Origin of the sequence: Streptococcus sp. FDAARGOS_192 (genome assembly GCF_002073815.2) — a bacterium.
GTDB classification, from domain to species: Bacteria; Bacillota; Bacilli; order Lactobacillales; family Streptococcaceae; genus Streptococcus; species Streptococcus salivarius_H.
In genome coordinates, this window is sequence record NZ_CP020431.2 from 544,095 (window position 1) to 559,977 (window position 15,883).

The following is a 15,883-nucleotide window of genomic DNA, read 5'->3' on the forward strand; positions in this document are numbered from 1 at the left end:
GTTTGGAAGAACTTAGTAAAAGAAGGGGAGTTTATGAGTGTTCAAGACTTTATAAAAAAATCAATTTTGCAGTCTGATAACTATGCGACGCAGTCGCCGTTTCGTATTGTTATCGTCTTGCTACTTGCCTTGTTGATTGGAGCCTTTATCTATAAGGTTTACCAGCATTTCTTTACAGGCGTTATTTATTCACGCAGTTTTGCCATGACCTTGGTCGGTATGACCTTGCTCACATCAATGGTAACACTGGCAATCAGTTCAAACATCGTTATCTCACTTGGTATGGTCGGTGCCCTCTCTATCGTCCGTTACCGTACCGCTGTTAAGGATCCTATGGACTTGCTCTATCTGTTCTGGGCAATTACCTCAGGGATTACGGTAGGGGCAGGTATGTATGTCCTAGCCGTTGTAACGTCCCTTGTTATCCTACTGATGCTTATTGTCTTTAGCCGCTTGCAAGAGACTGGTAAGGTGTATATCGCTGTGGTTCACTATGATGGTGAGCACACAGGTGACAAAGTTATTCAAGAACTTGGTCGCATCAAACACTTTATCAAGTCTGAAACTATGAGAAAAGACAGTGTTGAGATGGCTATTGAAGTCTTTGTGAAAAATAACGACCTTACCTTCGTTGAAAACATTAAATCTATCGAAGGTGTCAAAGACCTTACGCTAATCCAATACAACGGCGAATACCATGGCTAGTAAACGTGAGAAGAAGAGTTGGAGTAGTCGAAAGAAGAAACTTTGGCTCGTCATCTGTCTAATCATCATTACGAGTGGTCTTTATGCTATTTTTGTGTATTTGAATACCAGAAATACAGGTACCAAGTTTGAATATACGCTTTCAGACAAGAGTTTTGGGAATCCGCTCATGGGTTATGTCCCTTCAGCGGAAGAAAAAACAGTTTCTGAAGATGTTCATCTTGTCTATGTTGATATCACATGGAAAGAATTAGAACCTAAAAAAGGCCACTATAACTGGGAAACAATTGAAGAAAGTAACCAGTTCAAACGATGGAAGAAAGAAGGCAAGCAGGTCGTCTTACGTTTCTTGCTAGATTACCCTGGCAAATCAAGTCATAAGGATATCCCTGACTGGTTGGGAAATGAAATTTCTGACCTTGGGGATGCTTATAACACATCCTACGGTAAAGGATTTTCACCAAATTACCAAAATAAACTGCTTAGAAAATACTATAAAGAAGCTGTTACTGCTATGGGACAGCGTTGGGGCAATGATGATTTTATCGCCTACATCGAACTTGGTGGCTTAGGACACTGGGGTGAGTGGCATGTTCACTCAGATGCTGGCATTCGCCAATTGCCACGAAAAGAAGTTCGTAAGGACTATATTGCACCGTTTCAACCAGCCTTTCCTAAAGCGAAGATTCTTATGAGAAGACCTTTTGATACAGGTTTGGAAGGTGATTTTGGAATCTACAATGATGTCTTTGGAGACAAATCAGCAACTAAAACCTGGTTAAATTGGATTCAAAATGGTGGCTCATACGATCAAACTCAAGAGCAAGCAGCCTTGAAAGCCATGCCTAAGGCTTGGGAAAAGGCTCCTATCGGTGGTGAATTAACAAGTTCACAGTCTATGTCTACTTTGCTTGGTAATAACTTAGATGAGCTTACTGAAGAAGCTAAGGCTGCTCATTTGACCTTCTTGGGTCCCAAGGTTGCTGAAGATATTGGTGACGGGCAAGCTGCTTATAAGGAACTCTTGAAGAACATGGGCTATCGCCTCTGGGTGTCAGGTTTGGCAATCTCCAAAGGAGAGAACAAGGTTGATGTTACCTTTAATTTGGAAAATTCTGGGGTTGCCCCTTTATATGGGGATTGGCCTGTGGTATTATACTTGTGTAATGCTAATGGCAAGGTTCTTCAAGCCCAACAACTTGATTGTCGTTTGTCTGAATTGCTTCCTGATCAAACAACTGAACTTAAGGCAAGTTTCGCCTATTCTAAAGATCAGAACTATCAAGTGAAGCTAGGAATTCTATCTCCAATGACACAAGAGCCTTCGGTTCATTTTGCCATGAAAGGTTTTGAAGGAGAAGTCATGCCTAAATTAGCAACGATTCAAAAGGATCAAAAAGGCACTGGCAAGTAAGAAAGGAAAAATAAATGTCTATTTTAATTACAGGAGGAGCTGGCTATATCGGTAGCCACACAACCGTTGAACTCCTTAGCGCAGGTTTCGATGTAGTCTTAGTTGACGACTTTTCAAATAGTTCGCCAGCGGTACTTGAACGTTTGGAAAAAATTACGGGTAAAAAATTTCCATTTTATCAAGGCTCCATTTTAGATACTGATTTTTTGGATAAGGTTTTCACAAATGAAGATATTGAGCTAGTTATTCACTTTGCGGCCTTTAAGGCAGTGGGTGAATCTGTTCAAAAACCTTTGAAATATTATAAGAACAACATCAGTGGTACCATTACTCTCCTTGAAAAAATGAAGGAATATGATGTTAAAAACATCGTCTTCAGTTCAAGTGCAACAGTTTACGGTACCAATAACCCTTCTCCAATGACCGAAGATATGCCAACGTCAGCGATTAACCCATACGGTTATACTAAGTTGATGATGGAACAAATTCTTACAGACGTAGCTGCATCAGATCCGTCATGGTCTGTCACAAATCTTCGTTATTTCAATCCTATCGGTGCTCATGAAAGTGGTTTGATTGGGGAATTGCCAAACGGTATTCCAAACAACCTTATGCCATATATTACCCAAGTAGCTATCGGTAAACTGCCTGAGCTTAACGTCTTTGGAGATGATTATCCAACTCCAGATGGTACAGGTGTGCGTGACTACATTCACGTTCTTGACTTGGCCTCAGGTCACTTGGCTGCTGTCAAATATAATTTGAGTCATAAAGGTGCTGAGATTTTCAACTTGGGTACTGGACATGGTTATAGCGTTTTGGATCTCGTTAAGACTTTCGAAGCTGAAAACAAAGTTGCTATCCCATACCGTATTCAAGGACGTCGTGCTGGTGATATTGCTACTTGCTATGCCTCTCCTGAAAAGGCCAAAGAAGTCCTTGGCTGGGAAGCTAAGAAGACCTTGAAAGAAATGGTTAGAGATTCTTGGCGTTGGCAAACGACTAACCCAAACGGTTATGAAGACTAAGTAGCATAACTCAAATTATCAGTTCCTAGAGAGTGTAAGATAAGCACTAGATTATTTTAAACTATCCCTAATCTAGTAGCTTCAAAAATAAAGAGAAGAGGAGTGGAAGCAGTCACTAAATGATTACAGATTTAGAACTGTCTCACCCTCTTTTTATGTTTTAGCTTAGCTTTCTATGGTATAATGAAATTATGACTATTATTAATCAATTCGTCACTTTGGCGAGTCACCTTGTATTTATAGGATTGAGCTACCAAATGCTGATTAGCCTCTTTGATTGGGCGAAGATTATCAAAAATCCGATTGAAAATACTGGGAAATTGAAACTCTTTTTGCTCTTTATCAGTATTGCCTTAGGCTACCTTATCAGTTCCTTTATTCTGTCGGTTTTAGCTTTTGGACAGAATATGGTCAGCTCGATTTCTTAAATTAGTGATTTTAAAAGACTTTTGATATAATACAAAAAGATGAAAATGACCCTTGAAAGGAATCCTTATGGATAAAATTATTGTGCAGGGTGGCAACACTCGATTAAGTGGTGAGGTTGTCATTGAAGGTGCTAAAAACGCTGTCCTTCCTTTGTTGGCGGCGACTATCTTGGCCTCGGAAGGTCAAACAACCTTAACTAATGTTCCAATCTTGTCAGATGTTTACACGATGAATAATGTTGTTCGTGGTTTAGATATTGCTGTGGACTTTGACGAGGAAAACAATACCGTTGTCGTTGATGCTAGTGGAGAAATTCTCGATCAAGCACCATACGAGTATGTTAGCAAGATGCGTGCGTCAATCGTAGTTCTTGGACCTATTCTTGCTCGTAATGGTCACGCTAAGGTCTCAATGCCTGGCGGTTGTACGATTGGTAGTCGTCCAATCGACCTCCACCTCAAAGGTTTAGAAGCAATGGGTGCTAAAATTACTCAAGTTGGTGGTGACATTACTGCGACAGCAGAAAACCTTAAAGGTGCAACGATTTATATGGACTTCCCATCTGTTGGTGCCACTCAAAACCTTATGATGGCAGCAACTTTAGCTGATGGTGTTACAACCATTGAAAATGCTGCGCGTGAACCAGAAATTGTTGACTTGGCCCTTCTTCTTAACGAGATGGGAGCAGACGTCAAAGGTGCTGGAACTGAAACGCTCGTGATTAAAGGTGTTAAAGCTCTCCATGGTACTAAACATGCAGTTGTTCAGGACCGTATTGAAGCAGGTACCTTTATGGTAGCAGCAGCCATGACTTCTGGAGATGTCCTCATCAAAGATGCTATCTGGGAACATAACCGTCCTTTGATTTCAAAATTATTGGAAATGGGTGTCGATGTTAAGGAAGAAGAAGGCGGCATTCGTGTTAAATCTGATGTTTCTCAATTGAAACCAGTAACCGTTAAAACTCTACCTCACCCAGGTTTCCCAACTGACATGCAGGCTCAATTTACAGCACTTATGGCAGTGGTAAACGGTGAATCAACCATGATTGAAACTGTTTTTGAGAATCGCTTCCAACACTTGGAAGAAATGCGTCGTATGGGACTTCATTCAGAAATTCTTCGTGATACGGCTATGATTCACGGTGGTTTGCCACTTCAAGGTGCTCAAGTTATGTCTACTGACCTTCGAGCTTCGGCAGCACTTATTCTTACAGGAATGGTAGCTGAAGGAACAACGACTGTTGGTAAATTAACACACTTGGATCGTGGTTACTATCAATTCCATGAGAAACTAGCTAAACTAGGAGCAAATATTTCACGTGTAAGTGAGGCTTAGTATGGAAACTGGTAAAGGCTATGTTTTTCGTCAATTATTACTTGTTTTAAGTGTGTGTGTGATTGGCCTTGCTTTTCTAGCTATCGGTTTGATGATTGGCTATGCTGTTTTAGGAGAAGGCAAGGATCCGATTAGCATCTTAAAACCAGAAACTTGGCAGGCAATTGTTGCTAAATTTACAGGAAAATAAAAGGGAGTGGGAAGTAATCCCGCTCCTTTAGTCATGACATTCATATAAAAGAAAGAGAACAATGGCAAAAAGAAAGACATCTTTAACAAATAAACAGAAACGTCAGCTAGTCTCGTTACTAATAGCGGTCTTGATTGCAGTTTTAGGTTACATTGGAACGAGTAATAAACTCTCACCTAACAATCCAATCAAGCAGGTAGCTAGTCTAGTCTCGGGAAAATCCAATAACTCCGCCAAATCAAACGGCTCAACAAGTGGGCAGTCTACGCCACAAGAGCAACTCGCAGAGACAGTGATGACCAGCTCCGTCAAGAGTCAACTAGGAAACGCCATAGAATGGAATGGGGCTGGTGCCTATATTGTTAACGGTAATAAAACCAATCTTAATGCTAAGGTATCTAGCCAACCCTATGCTAATAACCAAGTTAAAACGGTTCAAGGCCAAACGGTTCCTACAGTTGCGAATGCCTTGTTAAGTAAAGCGACCAGACAGTACAAAAATCGTCAAGAAACAGGGAATGGCTCAACATCTTGGACACCAGCTGGATGGCATCAAGTTCACAATCTTTCAGGAGAGTATAGTCATGCCGTAGACCGAGGTCATTTGTTAGGTTATGCTCTAGTAGGTGGTCTTAAAGGATTTGATGCCTCGACTTCAAATCCAGAAAATATTGCCGTTCAAACTGCTTGGGCTAACCAGGCTAATAGCGAAACTTCCACGGGCCAAAACTATTATGAAAGCTTGGTACGAAAAGCTCAAGATAAAAATAAACGTGTCCGTTATCGCGTTACTCTCATTTATGAAGGAGATAACCTGATTCCATCAGGATCACATCTTGAAGCCAAGTCAGCAGATGGCTCGCTTGAGTTCAACGTCTTCGTTCCAAATGTCCAACAGGGAATTACCCTAGATTATTATTCAGGTAAAGTAACGGTGAATTAACGAAACAAACGACTCCGATTGGAGTCGTTTTTAGTATCCAGAAAAACAAAAACCCACCCGCAGGTGAGTTTTTGTTTTATTCACTAGCTTGCTCCCATTGTTTAGAGAGGTAGCGAGAGTAGCTAGAAATAGCAAAGTTAACCACGAAATAAGCTAAAGCCACAATACCGTATAAGGTAAAGATTTGACTAGGTTCGTAGTAACCACCCATCAAAATCTGACTCTTACCAAACAATTCTTGTAAGGCGATAACAGAGTAAAGGAAAGAAGTATCCTTGATAACTGTTACGAATTGAGAAATGATAGATGGTAACATCTTACGAATAGCTTGTGGGAAGATGATGTAAATAAAGATTTGTTTGTTGTTAAATCCTTGAGACAAGCCGGCTTCCGTTTGGCCATGGTCGATAGAGTTCAGTCCCCCACGAATGATTTCCGCCAAGGCAGCTGAAGTAAAGACCGTGAAAGAGGTAATCCCTGCCGCAGTTGACTTGAGTTGGAAGACCAAGAAGATGATGAAAATCCAAAGCAAGTTAGGAACGTTACGGACGAACTCAACGTAGATAGAAGCGATCCAACGAAGGATAGGATTCTTTCCGTTACGCATCACCGCCAGAATTGTTCCGAACAGGGTAGATAGCACGATGATGAAGAAAGACAAGTAAAGAGTCGTCCACATCCCTTGTGCCAAGAATTTAAGGTTAGTAGCTGATAAAACTTCTGACATAGTGGACCTCCTTAGTAAGCTTTCTTATTCTCTTCTTCTTTACGACGTGCCCATGTAGCTAGAGGGAAACACATGATAAAGTAGAGGAAGGCAGCCCCAGCAAAGGCCGGCACATAGTTAGTGGTATCATAAGCCCAAGCCTTAGCTGTGAACATGATATCTGCCCCAGAGATAATGGCAACTGTAGAAGTATTCTTAATCAAGTTAACCACTTGGTTAGTCAATGGTGGCAAGATAGTACGGACAGCTTGAGGCAAGATGATGATACGCATGGTATCAGCGTAGGTGAATCCTTGAGACAAAGCCGCTTCGGTTTGACCTTTAGGAACCGCCTCGATACCTGTACGAATAATTTCAGAGATATAGGCTCCTGTGTAGACACCTACACAAAGGATAGCTGTCAATGAAATTGGAATCATGACATGACCATCAGTCAAGATTGAAATCCCATAGAAGACAACCACGAATTGGACGAGCAAGGGTGTGTTCTGGAAGATTTCAACATACACACGTGAGATGCCACGAAGGACCTTGTTGTGAGTAGAGCTCATAGCCCCAAAGATGAGCCCAAGAAGAAGGGCAACAATCAAGGCACCAATTGAAATGCCAAGGGTATAGAAGAAACCTTTGGCAAATTGCCCAAAGTTAGCGAAGAAAGCAGCCCAACGTTCAAGAGCGAAAGGACTAGCCGTTTCAGTTAAAAGATACATAAAGTTAGGACTCCTTTCTATTTATCTTCAGCCTTAGCTGGTTTCAAGTGATACTTATCGTAGAGTTTTTGAAGGCTACCATCTTTTTGCCATTTAGCAATCAAATCGTTGGTATAATCAATCAACTCTTGGTTAGACTTGCTTGAGGCGATACCGTATTCTTGTGTTTTGAAACCTTCTTTTAAGGTTTTAGTTTTCTTACTTTCATATCCAGAGAGGATAGATTTATCAACTGAGAAAGCATCTACACGGTGAGCGTAAAGAGATACAGCCAATTCTGGGAAAGAACCGAGTTGAACGTAGTTGAACTTAAGGTTATGGGCTGAGGCATATTCCTGCAAGGCAGCCTTTGTTGACGCACCTTGAGAAACACCGATAGTCTTACCATTCAAATCTGAGATTTTGTTAATACCTGAATCCTTAAGAACCAAGAAACCGATTTGGTCATAGTAGTAAGGAGTTGAGATAGCGTAAGAAGCCTTACGTTCATCATTAATGGTATAGGTAGCGATAAGCAAGTCGATAGTACCGTTATCCATAAGTGGTTCACGAGTTTGCGTCGTTACTGGGATATAATTCACTTTAACTTTTAACTCATCAGCAATCTTCTTAGCAAGATAAACTTCCATACCTTCGTAGGTATTAGTCTTAGCAGAATAGTAACCAAAGTTAGGAACGTCTTGCTTCACACCGACATTGAGTGTCCCTCGCTTAACAATCTTTTGGACTGCTTTACTATCAAGAAGCTTACTAGTGTCTTCCGCCTTAGTCTTGTGACTCGTGATAAGAAAAATAGTGAGAATTGCCAAGCTTGCAACAGTTAGGTAACGTAAGATTTTTTTGAAAATCATAGGCAACCTCCTTAGGCATCCACTTGGACACGATCAGAGTTGTGGTCGATAATCTTAGAAAGGAATTGAACCGCACGAGGTTCAGTTGGATTGTCAAAGAAACCATCTACATCCGTAGTGTCTACAAGAACTTGACCTTCAGCCATGAAAATGATACGGTCAGCCACACTGCGCGCGAAGCCCATTTCGTGGGTTACGACAACCATGTTCATGCCACCTTTGGCAAGGTTTTGCATAACCGCAAGCACGTCACCGATAGTCTCTGGGTCAAGAGCTGACGTTGGTTCGTCAAAGAGCAAGAGCTCAGGATTCATGGCAAGACCACGGGCAATAGCGATACGTTGTTTTTGCCCACCAGAAAGCATACCAGGGTATGAATCTTTCTTGTCCCACATGTTAACGTAGCGAAGGAATTTTTCAGCAGTCTTTTCAGCCTCTGCCTTACTGATTCCAAGAACCTTGATAGGTGCCAAGGTAACATTTTCAAGAACGGTTTTGTGCGGGTAGAGGTTAAAGTGTTGGAAAACCATCCCCGCTTCTTTACGCAATTCTACCAAGTCTTTGGCAGAAGCTTCCGTCACATTATGTCCGTTAACGATAAGCGTACCGTTATCAATGGATTCCAAGGCGTTGATTGTACGGATGAGAGTGGATTTCCCAGAACCAGAAGGTCCCAAGAGAACCACAACTTGTCCTTTTTCAATTTCTAGATTGATATCACGAAGTGCATGATAGTCTCCGTAATATTTATTAACATTTTTAAATTCAATAAGTGCCATAAGAGCCTCCTATAATGGATTTACTTGTTAGCTTTTCTAACATATATTGAATTTTAGCATAAGTAAAGTCGAAAGTCAAAAAATTCCGAATATTCTTTCAAAACGTTCGGTTTTTACTAAATAATTAATCATTTTTTGATATAAATATGAGAAAAACAAAAACCCACCCGCAGGTGAGTTTTTTATTTTATTCACTAGCTTTCTCCCATTGTTTAGAGAGGTAGCGAGAGTAGCTAGAAATAGCAAAGTTAACCACGAAATAAGCTAAAGCCACAATACCGTATAAGGTAAAGATTTGACTAGGTTCGTAGTAACCACCCATCAAAATCTGACTCTTACCAAACAATTCTTGTAAGGCGATAACAGAGTAAAGGAAAGAAGTATCCTTGATAACTGTTACGAATTGAGAAATGATAGATGGTAACATCTTACGAATAGCTTGTGGGAAGATGATGTAAATAAAGATTTGTTTGTTGTTAAATCCTTGAGACAAGCCGGCTTCCGTTTGGCCATGGTCGATAGAGTTCAGTCCCCCACGAATGATTTCCGCCAAGGCAGCTGAAGTAAAGACCGTGAAAGAGGTAATCCCTGCCGCAGTTGACTTGAGTTGGAAGACCAAGAAGATGATGAAAATCCAAAGCAAGTTAGGAACGTTACGGACGAACTCAACGTAGATAGAAGCGATCCAACGAAGGATAGGATTCTTTCCGTTACGCATCACCGCCAGAATTGTTCCGAACAGGGTAGATAGCACGATGATGAAGAAAGACAAGTAAAGAGTCGTCCACATCCCTTGTGCCAAGAATTTAAGGTTAGTAGCTGATAAAACTTCTGACATAGTGGACCTCCTTAGTAAGCTTTCTTATTCTCTTCTTCTTTACGACGTGCCCAAGTAGCTAGAGGGAAACACATGATAAAGTAGAGGAAGGCAGCCCCAGCAAAGGCCGGCACATAGTTAGTGGTATCATAAGCCCAGGCCTTAGCAGTGAACATGATATCTGCCCCAGAGATAATGGCAACTGTTGAAGTATTCTTAATCAAGTTAACCACTTGGTTGGTCAATGGTGGCAAGATAGTACGCACTGCTTGAGGCAAGATGATGATACGCATGGTATCAGCGTAGGTGAATCCTTGAGACAAAGCCGCTTCGGTTTGACCTTTAGGAACCGCCTCGATACCTGTACGAATAATTTCAGAGATATAGGCTCCTGTGTAGACCCCTACACAAAGGATAGCCGTCAATGAAATTGGAATCATGACATGACCATCAGTCAAGATTGAAATTCCATAGAAGACAACCACGAATTGTACGAGCAAGGGTGTATTCTGGAAGATTTCGACATAAACACGTGAGATGCCACGAAGGACCTTGTTGTGAGTAGAGCTCATAGCCCCAAAGATAAGCCCAAGAAGAAGGGCAACAATCAAGGCACCAATTGAAATGCCAAGAGTGTAAAAGAATCCTTTGGCAAACTGACCAAAGTTAGCGAAGAAAGCAGCCCAACGTTCAAGAGCGAAAGGACTAGCCGTTTCAGTTAAAAGATACATAAATTCAGGACTCCTTTCTATTTATCTTCAGCCTTAGCTGGTTTCAAGTGATACTTATCGTAGAGTTTTTGAAGGCTACCATCTTTTTGCCATTTAGCAATCAAATCGTTGGTATAATCAATCAACTCTTGGTTAGACTTGCTTGAGGCGATACCGTATTCTTGTGTTTTGAAACCTTCATCCAGAATTTTAGTTTTATCACTTTCGTAACCTGACAAGATTGATTTATCACCAGCAAAAGCGTCAATACGGTAAGCATAGAGTGATACGGCTAACTCAGGATAAGATCCGAGTTGAACGTAGTCAAACTTAAGGTTATTAGCTGAAGCGTACTCTTCAACAGCAGCTTTGGCAGATGACCCTTGAGACACTCCAATAGTTTTACCGTTTAGGTCAGAAAGTTTCTTATAGCCAGATTTGGTTTGAACGAGGAAACCAATCTGGTCGTAGTAGTAAGGATTTGACATGGCATATGAAGCCTTACGCTCATCTGTAATGGTATAAGTAGCGATAAGCATGTCAATAGTCCCGTTGTCCATAAGGGCTTCACGAGTTTGTGGGGTAACCGCTATAAAATTCACCTTAACCTTAAGTTCTTTGGCAATTTTCTTAGCGAGGTCAATCTCCATCCCTTGATAGGTATTAGTTTTGGCTGAATAGTAACCAAAGTTTGGGACATCCTGTTTGACACCAACGTTTAGAGTCCCTTTTTTGACAATTTTTTGAATTGCAGCACTATTGAGTAGTTTACTGCTTTCATCTGCCTGACTACTTTTGGTGTTCCAGAGGAGAACTGCTACAAAAGCTAAAGCAGAGATAGCTAAAATGCGACTCAGTTTCTTGATTAACATAAGCCCTCCTTAGGCATCCACTTGGACACGATCAGAGTTGTGGTCGATAATCTTAGAAAGGAATTGAACTGCACGAGGTTCAGTTGGATTGTCGAAGAAACCATCCACATCCGTAGTGTCTACAAGAACCTGACCTTCAGCCATGAAAATGATACGGTCAGCCACACTGCGGGCAAAGCCCATTTCGTGGGTTACGACAACCATGTTCATGCCACCTTTGGCAAGGTTTTGCATAACCGCAAGCACGTCACCAATAGTCTCTGGGTCAAGGGCTGACGTTGGTTCGTCAAAGAGCAAGAGCTCAGGATTCATGGCAAGACCACGGGCAATAGCGATACGTTGTTTTTGCCCACCAGAAAGCATACCAGGGTATGAATCCTTCTTGTCCCACATGTTAACGTAGCGAAGGAATTTTTCAGCAGTCTTTTCAGCCTCTGCCTTACTGATTCCAAGAACCTTGATAGGTGCCAAGGTAACATTTTCAAGAACGGTTTTGTGCGGGTAGAGGTTAAAGTGTTGGAATACCATACCCGCTTCCTTACGAAGCTCAACCAAGTCTTTGGCAGAAGCTTCCGTCACATTATGTCCGTTAACGATAAGCGTACCGTTATCAATGGATTCCAAGGCGTTGATTGTACGGATGAGAGTGGATTTCCCAGAACCAGAAGGTCCCAAGAGAACCACAACTTGTCCTTTTTCAATTTCTAGATTAATATCACGAAGTGCATGATAGTCTCCGTAATATTTATTGACATTTTTAAATTCAATAAGTGCCATAAGAGCCTCCTAAAATTTTACATTAATATATGTAACAACAAGAGTGTATTTTACTATAGATATAGGAAAATGTCAAAAATGTTTGAAAATTCAATCATAATGTTTGTCTTTTAACCGATTACACATAGCAAAGCTATCTCAAAAAACAAGGAAAGCTTGTCTATCAGCTTAATATCTATAGTAGAAACTTGGTCCTTAACCTATTTTTTGGTATAATATGTTTGATACGTAAAGTTTTCTACTTTACAAAATTGAATGACTTAAGAAAACCGATGAGGTGTTTATATGAAAAAAATTCTAGTAGTTGATGATGAAAGACCAATCTCGGATATCATCAAGTTTAATCTGACTAAAGAGGGTTATGAAGTGGTTACGGCTTTTGATGGTCGTGAAGCTTTAGAGCAGTTTGAAGCTGAAAAACCAGACTTGGTCATCCTGGACTTGATGTTGCCTGAACTAGATGGCTTAGAAGTTGCTAAGGAAATTCGAAAGACAAGTCACACACCAATTATCATGCTCTCCGCTAAGGATAGCGAGTTTGATAAGGTTATCGGACTAGAAATTGGGGCGGACGACTATGTGACGAAACCATTTTCTAATCGTGAATTGTTGGCACGTATCAAAGCTCACTTGCGTCGTACAGAGACTATTGAAACAGCAGCAGAAGAAAGCTCTAACTCTGGTAAGCAGGAGATTTCAATTGGTGAGTTGATTATTGTTCCAGATGCGTTTGTTGCTAAAAAACGTGGAAATGAAGTCGAGCTCACACACCGTGAATTTGAGTTGCTTTTCCATCTGGCAACTCACATGGGACAAGTGATGACGCGTGAGCATTTGCTTGAAACTGTTTGGGGCTATGACTATTTTGGTGATGTTCGTACGGTTGACGTAACAATTCGTCGTCTCCGTGAAAAAATTGAAGATACACCTAGTCGTCCTGAATATATTTTGACGCGTCGTGGTGTTGGTTATTATATGAAGAATTATGACTAGTATTGGCTTAAACATCACAAGCTTTGAACTAGCCTTACTCTTTACGCTCCTCTTTGTGGCTTTCTATTTTATTTTTCTTGCATATCGTGATTATCGACGAGTCAAAAATATTCGAAAGTTGACCAAGAGGGTCAAGTCCTTAATGGCAGGTAACTATAACGAGGAGTTACGCTTAAAGGGTGATCCAGAGCTTTTAGAGCTAGCTGACAGCTTGAATGATTTATCGGATGTCTTTCGTTTGACGCATGAAAATCTAGCCCAGGAAAAAAACCGCTTATCATCAGTCCTTTCTTACATGAGTGATGGGGTTATTGCGACAAATCGTCGTGGTCAAATTACCATGATTAATAGCACAGCTCAGCGTTTGTTGAATCTAGATTATGAAACAGCGACACAGATGTCCATTTTAGATTTATTAGATGGCGAAAATCCCTATACTTATAGTGAATTGCTCTCTAAGACTCCTGAAATTCATTTGTCACGTCGAGATGCCAACGATGAGTTTGTGACCTTACGTGTTAATTTTGCCCTTATTCGTAAAGAATCAGGTTTTATCTCAGGTCTGGTTGCCGTTCTTCACGATGCCACTGAGCAAGAAAAAGAAGAGCGTGAACGTCGACTCTTCGTCTCAAACGTTAGTCATGAGTTGCGTACACCTTTGACTTCTGTAAAATCCTATCTGGAGGCACTTGATGATGGTGCTCTCGACGAAGAGATTGCTCCTAACTTTATCAAAGTTTCTTTGGATGAGACCAATCGTATGATGCGAATGATTTCTGATCTCTTGGCACTGTCACGTATTGACAATAAGAGTACCCAACTTGATGTTGAGATGACTAATTTCACAGCCTTCATGACCTATATCTTGAATCGTTTTGACCAGATTAAAAGTCAAGAAACCAATACAGGTAAAACTTACGAAATCATTCGAGATTATCCGGTAAACTCAATTTGGGTGGAGATTGATACAGATAAGATGACTCAGGTCGTGGATAATATTCTTAATAATGCCATCAAGTATTCGCCTGATGGTGGTAAGATTACAGTGTCTATGAAGACAACTGACTCACAGTTGATTGTTTCTATTTCTGACCAAGGTTTGGGTATTCCTAAGAAAGATTTGCCTTTGATTTTCGACCGTTTTTACCGTGTTGATAAGGCTAGAAGTCGTGCCCAAGGTGGAACTGGTCTAGGCTTGTCCATTGCAAAAGAAATTATTAAACAACATAAGGGCTTTATTTGGGCTAAGAGTGAGTATGGTAAGGGTTCAACTTTTACAATTGTGCTTCCATATGACAAGGATGCCATGATGGTTGATGAATGGGAGATGTAGTAAAAATGACCTCAGATTTAGGGTTTAAATATAGTATTTTGGCTTCAGGGTCAACTGGTAATTCCTTTTACTTGGAAACTCCAGAGAAGAAGATTCTTGTAGATGCTGGTTTGTCTGGTAAGAAAATCACAAGTTTGCTAGCTGAGATTGATCGTGATCCGAGTGATTTGGATGCAATCTTAGTAACGCATGAACACAAGGATCACATCCATGGTGTAGGCGTTTTAGCTCGTAAATATGGCATGGATATATACGCCAACGAGAAAACCTGGCAGATTATGGATAGTAAAAATATGCTAGGCAAGATTGATAATAGCCAGAAACATGTTTTTTCTCGTGATAAGCTTCTGACCTTTGGAGACATTGATATTGAGTCTTTTGGAGTTAGCCACGATGCTATTGATCCACAGTTCTATCGCTTTATGAAAGATGGAAAGAGTTTTGTCATGTTGACGGATACGGGTTATGTTTCTGATCGTATGGCAGGTATTATTGAAAATGCCGATGGTTACCTGATTGAGTCCAATCATGATGTTGAAATCCTTAGAGCAGGTTCATATCCTTGGTCGACCAAGCAACGTATCCTCTCTGATCAAGGTCACTTGTGTAATGAAGATGGAGCGGATGCTATGATTCGTACCATTGGTAATAAAACTAAAAAGATCTACTTGGGTCACCTTTCCAAAGAAAATAATATCAAGGAGTTGGCTCACATGACGATGGAAAATCAGTTGGCACGTGCTGACTTTGGTGTTGGAACTGACTTTAAAGTTTATGATACCTCACCAGACACAGCGACTCCACTGACAGACATTTAAAAATAGCAGAAGAGCTGCACTAATACGTTTAGTGCAGCTTTTTAAAAGGAATGTATTTATGAAAGTAATTTATCTCTCGTTAGGGTTTGTCTCGCTCGGTTTGGGAATTCTTGGGATTCCTCTTCCTATCTTACCCACAACACCTTTTCTACTTTTAGCCATTGCTTGCTTTGCAAGAAGTTCCAAACGTTTTGAGAAATGGTTATATCATACTAAGCTGTATCAAAGTTATGTAGCCGATTTTCGAGAAACCAAATCAATTGCCAAAGAACGAAAGAAAAAGATTATCATCCAAATCTATGTTTTGATGGCAATTTCAATCTTTTTTGCCCCTATACTATGGGTGAAAATCGGACTCTTTTGCCTGACGGTCTTCATCACTTATTATCTCTTTAAGGTTATTCCTGATAAGGACTAAGCTATCATCAAAAAATGAGACTTCCAAGATG

Annotated in this window: 19 protein-coding genes; 11 read left to right on the forward strand and 8 right to left on the reverse strand. The window is 40.7% G+C overall.

All coding sequences use genetic code 11. From position 1 onward, the window contains the following. Nucleotides 1-33: 33 nt before the first annotated feature. The 7 genes from A6J31_RS03675 (at nt 34) to A6J31_RS03705 (ending at nt 6,047) form a co-directional block, all read left to right on the forward strand. Complete coding sequence (locus tag A6J31_RS03675) at nt 34-705, forward strand: DUF4956 domain-containing protein (RefSeq protein ID WP_002883515.1); 672 nt, start codon at nt 34-36, stop codon at nt 703-705. Further along, the gene (locus tag A6J31_RS03680; protein WP_080610468.1) at nt 698-2,119 is read left to right on the forward strand and encodes a DUF4832 domain-containing protein; all 1,422 of its coding nucleotides are present in this window, start codon (nt 698-700) and stop codon (nt 2,117-2,119) included. Before A6J31_RS03675 ends, A6J31_RS03680 begins: the two co-directional genes overlap by 8 nt. A gap of 14 nt (nt 2,120-2,133) precedes the next feature. Beyond that, a complete protein-coding gene (gene galE, locus A6J31_RS03685; RefSeq protein ID WP_080610469.1) occupies nt 2,134-3,147 on the forward strand; it encodes a UDP-glucose 4-epimerase GalE in 1,014 nt (337 codons plus the stop codon). Between the two features lie 191 nt (nt 3,148-3,338). Further along, a complete protein-coding gene (locus A6J31_RS03690; RefSeq protein ID WP_080610470.1) occupies nt 3,339-3,575 on the forward strand; it encodes a DUF1146 family protein in 237 nt (78 codons plus the stop codon). Between the two features lie 67 nt (nt 3,576-3,642). After that, a complete protein-coding gene (gene murA, locus A6J31_RS03695; protein ID WP_013990685.1) occupies nt 3,643-4,914 on the forward strand; it encodes a UDP-N-acetylglucosamine 1-carboxyvinyltransferase in 1,272 nt (423 codons plus the stop codon). A gap of 1 nt (nt 4,915) precedes the next feature. Further along, complete coding sequence (locus tag A6J31_RS03700) at nt 4,916-5,104, forward strand: DNA-directed RNA polymerase subunit beta (RefSeq protein ID WP_003097027.1); 189 nt, start codon at nt 4,916-4,918, stop codon at nt 5,102-5,104. Between the two features lie 61 nt (nt 5,105-5,165). Continuing rightward, nucleotides 5,166-6,047, forward strand: a complete 882-nt coding sequence (locus A6J31_RS03705) for a DNA/RNA non-specific endonuclease (RefSeq protein WP_013990683.1) — start codon at nt 5,166-5,168, stop codon at nt 6,045-6,047. 76 nt (nt 6,048-6,123) lie between these two features. On the opposite strand, the gene A6J31_RS03710 is transcribed toward A6J31_RS03705, so the two are convergent. The 8 genes from A6J31_RS03710 to A6J31_RS03745 form a co-directional block, all read right to left on the reverse strand. Continuing rightward, complete coding sequence (locus tag A6J31_RS03710) at nt 6,124-6,774, reverse strand: amino acid ABC transporter permease (RefSeq protein WP_002886253.1); 651 nt, start codon at nt 6,772-6,774, stop codon at nt 6,124-6,126. An 11-nt stretch (nt 6,775-6,785) separates the two neighbouring features. Further along, on the reverse strand, nt 6,786-7,484 hold the full coding sequence (locus A6J31_RS03715; protein ID WP_002886251.1) for an amino acid ABC transporter permease: 699 nt from the start codon (nt 7,482-7,484) through the stop codon (nt 6,786-6,788). Nucleotides 7,485-7,501: 17 nt separating this feature from the next. Then, the gene (locus A6J31_RS03720; protein ID WP_080610471.1) at nt 7,502-8,335 is read right to left on the reverse strand and encodes a transporter substrate-binding domain-containing protein; all 834 of its coding nucleotides are present in this window, start codon (nt 8,333-8,335) and stop codon (nt 7,502-7,504) included. Between the two features lie 11 nt (nt 8,336-8,346). Continuing rightward, entirely contained in the window at nt 8,347-9,114 is a 768-nt protein-coding gene (locus A6J31_RS03725) for an amino acid ABC transporter ATP-binding protein (protein ID WP_002885036.1), read from the reverse strand. A 187-nt stretch (nt 9,115-9,301) separates the two neighbouring features. Further along, nucleotides 9,302-9,952 carry an amino acid ABC transporter permease gene (locus A6J31_RS03730; RefSeq protein WP_059749145.1) on the reverse strand — a complete coding sequence of 217 codons (651 nt, stop codon included), beginning with the start codon at nt 9,950-9,952 and terminating at the stop codon, nt 9,302-9,304. An 11-nt stretch (nt 9,953-9,963) separates the two neighbouring features. After that, nucleotides 9,964-10,662 (reverse strand): amino acid ABC transporter permease, encoded by a 699-nt coding sequence (locus tag A6J31_RS03735; protein ID WP_002886251.1) that lies wholly within the window; start codon nt 10,660-10,662, stop codon nt 9,964-9,966. 17 nt (nt 10,663-10,679) lie between these two features. Beyond that, entirely contained in the window at nt 10,680-11,513 is an 834-nt protein-coding gene (locus A6J31_RS03740; protein ID WP_080610472.1) for a transporter substrate-binding domain-containing protein, read from the reverse strand. 9 nt (nt 11,514-11,522) lie between these two features. Then, entirely contained in the window at nt 11,523-12,290 is a 768-nt protein-coding gene (locus A6J31_RS03745) for an amino acid ABC transporter ATP-binding protein (RefSeq protein WP_002885036.1), read from the reverse strand. Nucleotides 12,291-12,575: 285 nt separating this feature from the next. Between A6J31_RS03745 and yycF the strand changes: the two genes are divergently transcribed. From yycF to A6J31_RS03765, 4 genes are read left to right on the forward strand one after another with little or no spacing between them, the layout of a single operon-like run. Beyond that, entirely contained in the window at nt 12,576-13,283 is a 708-nt protein-coding gene (gene yycF, locus A6J31_RS03750) for a response regulator YycF (protein WP_002884978.1), read from the forward strand. Further along, complete coding sequence (gene vicK, locus A6J31_RS03755) at nt 13,276-14,616, forward strand: cell wall metabolism sensor histidine kinase VicK (protein WP_002885062.1); 1,341 nt, start codon at nt 13,276-13,278, stop codon at nt 14,614-14,616. Before yycF ends, vicK begins: the two co-directional genes overlap by 8 nt. Before the next feature lie 5 nt (nt 14,617-14,621). Next, complete coding sequence (locus A6J31_RS03760) at nt 14,622-15,434, forward strand: MBL fold metallo-hydrolase (protein WP_013990680.1); 813 nt, start codon at nt 14,622-14,624, stop codon at nt 15,432-15,434. A gap of 58 nt (nt 15,435-15,492) precedes the next feature. Then, nucleotides 15,493-15,852, forward strand: coding sequence for a YbaN family protein (locus A6J31_RS03765; RefSeq protein WP_037611660.1), 360 nt, complete (start codon nt 15,493-15,495; stop codon nt 15,850-15,852). Nucleotides 15,853-15,883 lie beyond the last annotated feature (31 nt).

Bases quoted from the DNA above. Each gene is read 5' to 3' on its own strand.
- A6J31_RS03725 (WP_002885036.1), bottom strand. From the start codon at position 9,114: ATGGCACTTATTGAATTTAAAAATGTTAATAAATATTACGGAGACTAT.
- A6J31_RS03705 (WP_013990683.1), top strand. From the start codon at position 5,166: ATGGCAAAAAGAAAGACATCTTTAACAAATAAACAGAAACGTCAGCTA.
- A6J31_RS03690 (WP_080610470.1), top strand. From the start codon at position 3,339: ATGACTATTATTAATCAATTCGTCACTTTGGCGAGTCACCTTGTATTT.
- vicK (WP_002885062.1), top strand. From the start codon at position 13,276: ATGACTAGTATTGGCTTAAACATCACAAGCTTTGAACTAGCCTTACTC.
- A6J31_RS03710 (WP_002886253.1), bottom strand. From the start codon at position 6,774: ATGTCAGAAGTTTTATCAGCTACTAACCTTAAATTCTTGGCACAAGGG.
- A6J31_RS03740 (WP_080610472.1), bottom strand. From the start codon at position 11,513: ATGTTAATCAAGAAACTGAGTCGCATTTTAGCTATCTCTGCTTTAGCT.
- A6J31_RS03700 (WP_003097027.1), top strand. From the start codon at position 4,916: ATGGAAACTGGTAAAGGCTATGTTTTTCGTCAATTATTACTTGTTTTA.
- A6J31_RS03715 (WP_002886251.1), bottom strand. From the start codon at position 7,484: ATGTATCTTTTAACTGAAACGGCTAGTCCTTTCGCTCTTGAACGTTGG.
- A6J31_RS03745 (WP_002885036.1), bottom strand. From the start codon at position 12,290: ATGGCACTTATTGAATTTAAAAATGTCAATAAATATTACGGAGACTAT.
- A6J31_RS03730 (WP_059749145.1), bottom strand. From the start codon at position 9,952: ATGTCAGAAGTTTTATCAGCTACTAACCTTAAATTCTTGGCACAAGGG.
- A6J31_RS03680 (WP_080610468.1), top strand. From the start codon at position 698: ATGGCTAGTAAACGTGAGAAGAAGAGTTGGAGTAGTCGAAAGAAGAAA.
- A6J31_RS03765 (WP_037611660.1), top strand. From the start codon at position 15,493: ATGAAAGTAATTTATCTCTCGTTAGGGTTTGTCTCGCTCGGTTTGGGA.
- yycF (WP_002884978.1), top strand. From the start codon at position 12,576: ATGAAAAAAATTCTAGTAGTTGATGATGAAAGACCAATCTCGGATATC.
- A6J31_RS03760 (WP_013990680.1), top strand. From the start codon at position 14,622: ATGACCTCAGATTTAGGGTTTAAATATAGTATTTTGGCTTCAGGGTCA.
- A6J31_RS03720 (WP_080610471.1), bottom strand. From the start codon at position 8,335: ATGATTTTCAAAAAAATCTTACGTTACCTAACTGTTGCAAGCTTGGCA.
- A6J31_RS03675 (WP_002883515.1), top strand. From the start codon at position 34: ATGAGTGTTCAAGACTTTATAAAAAAATCAATTTTGCAGTCTGATAAC.
- murA (WP_013990685.1), top strand. From the start codon at position 3,643: ATGGATAAAATTATTGTGCAGGGTGGCAACACTCGATTAAGTGGTGAG.
- A6J31_RS03735 (WP_002886251.1), bottom strand. From the start codon at position 10,662: ATGTATCTTTTAACTGAAACGGCTAGTCCTTTCGCTCTTGAACGTTGG.
- galE (WP_080610469.1), top strand. From the start codon at position 2,134: ATGTCTATTTTAATTACAGGAGGAGCTGGCTATATCGGTAGCCACACA.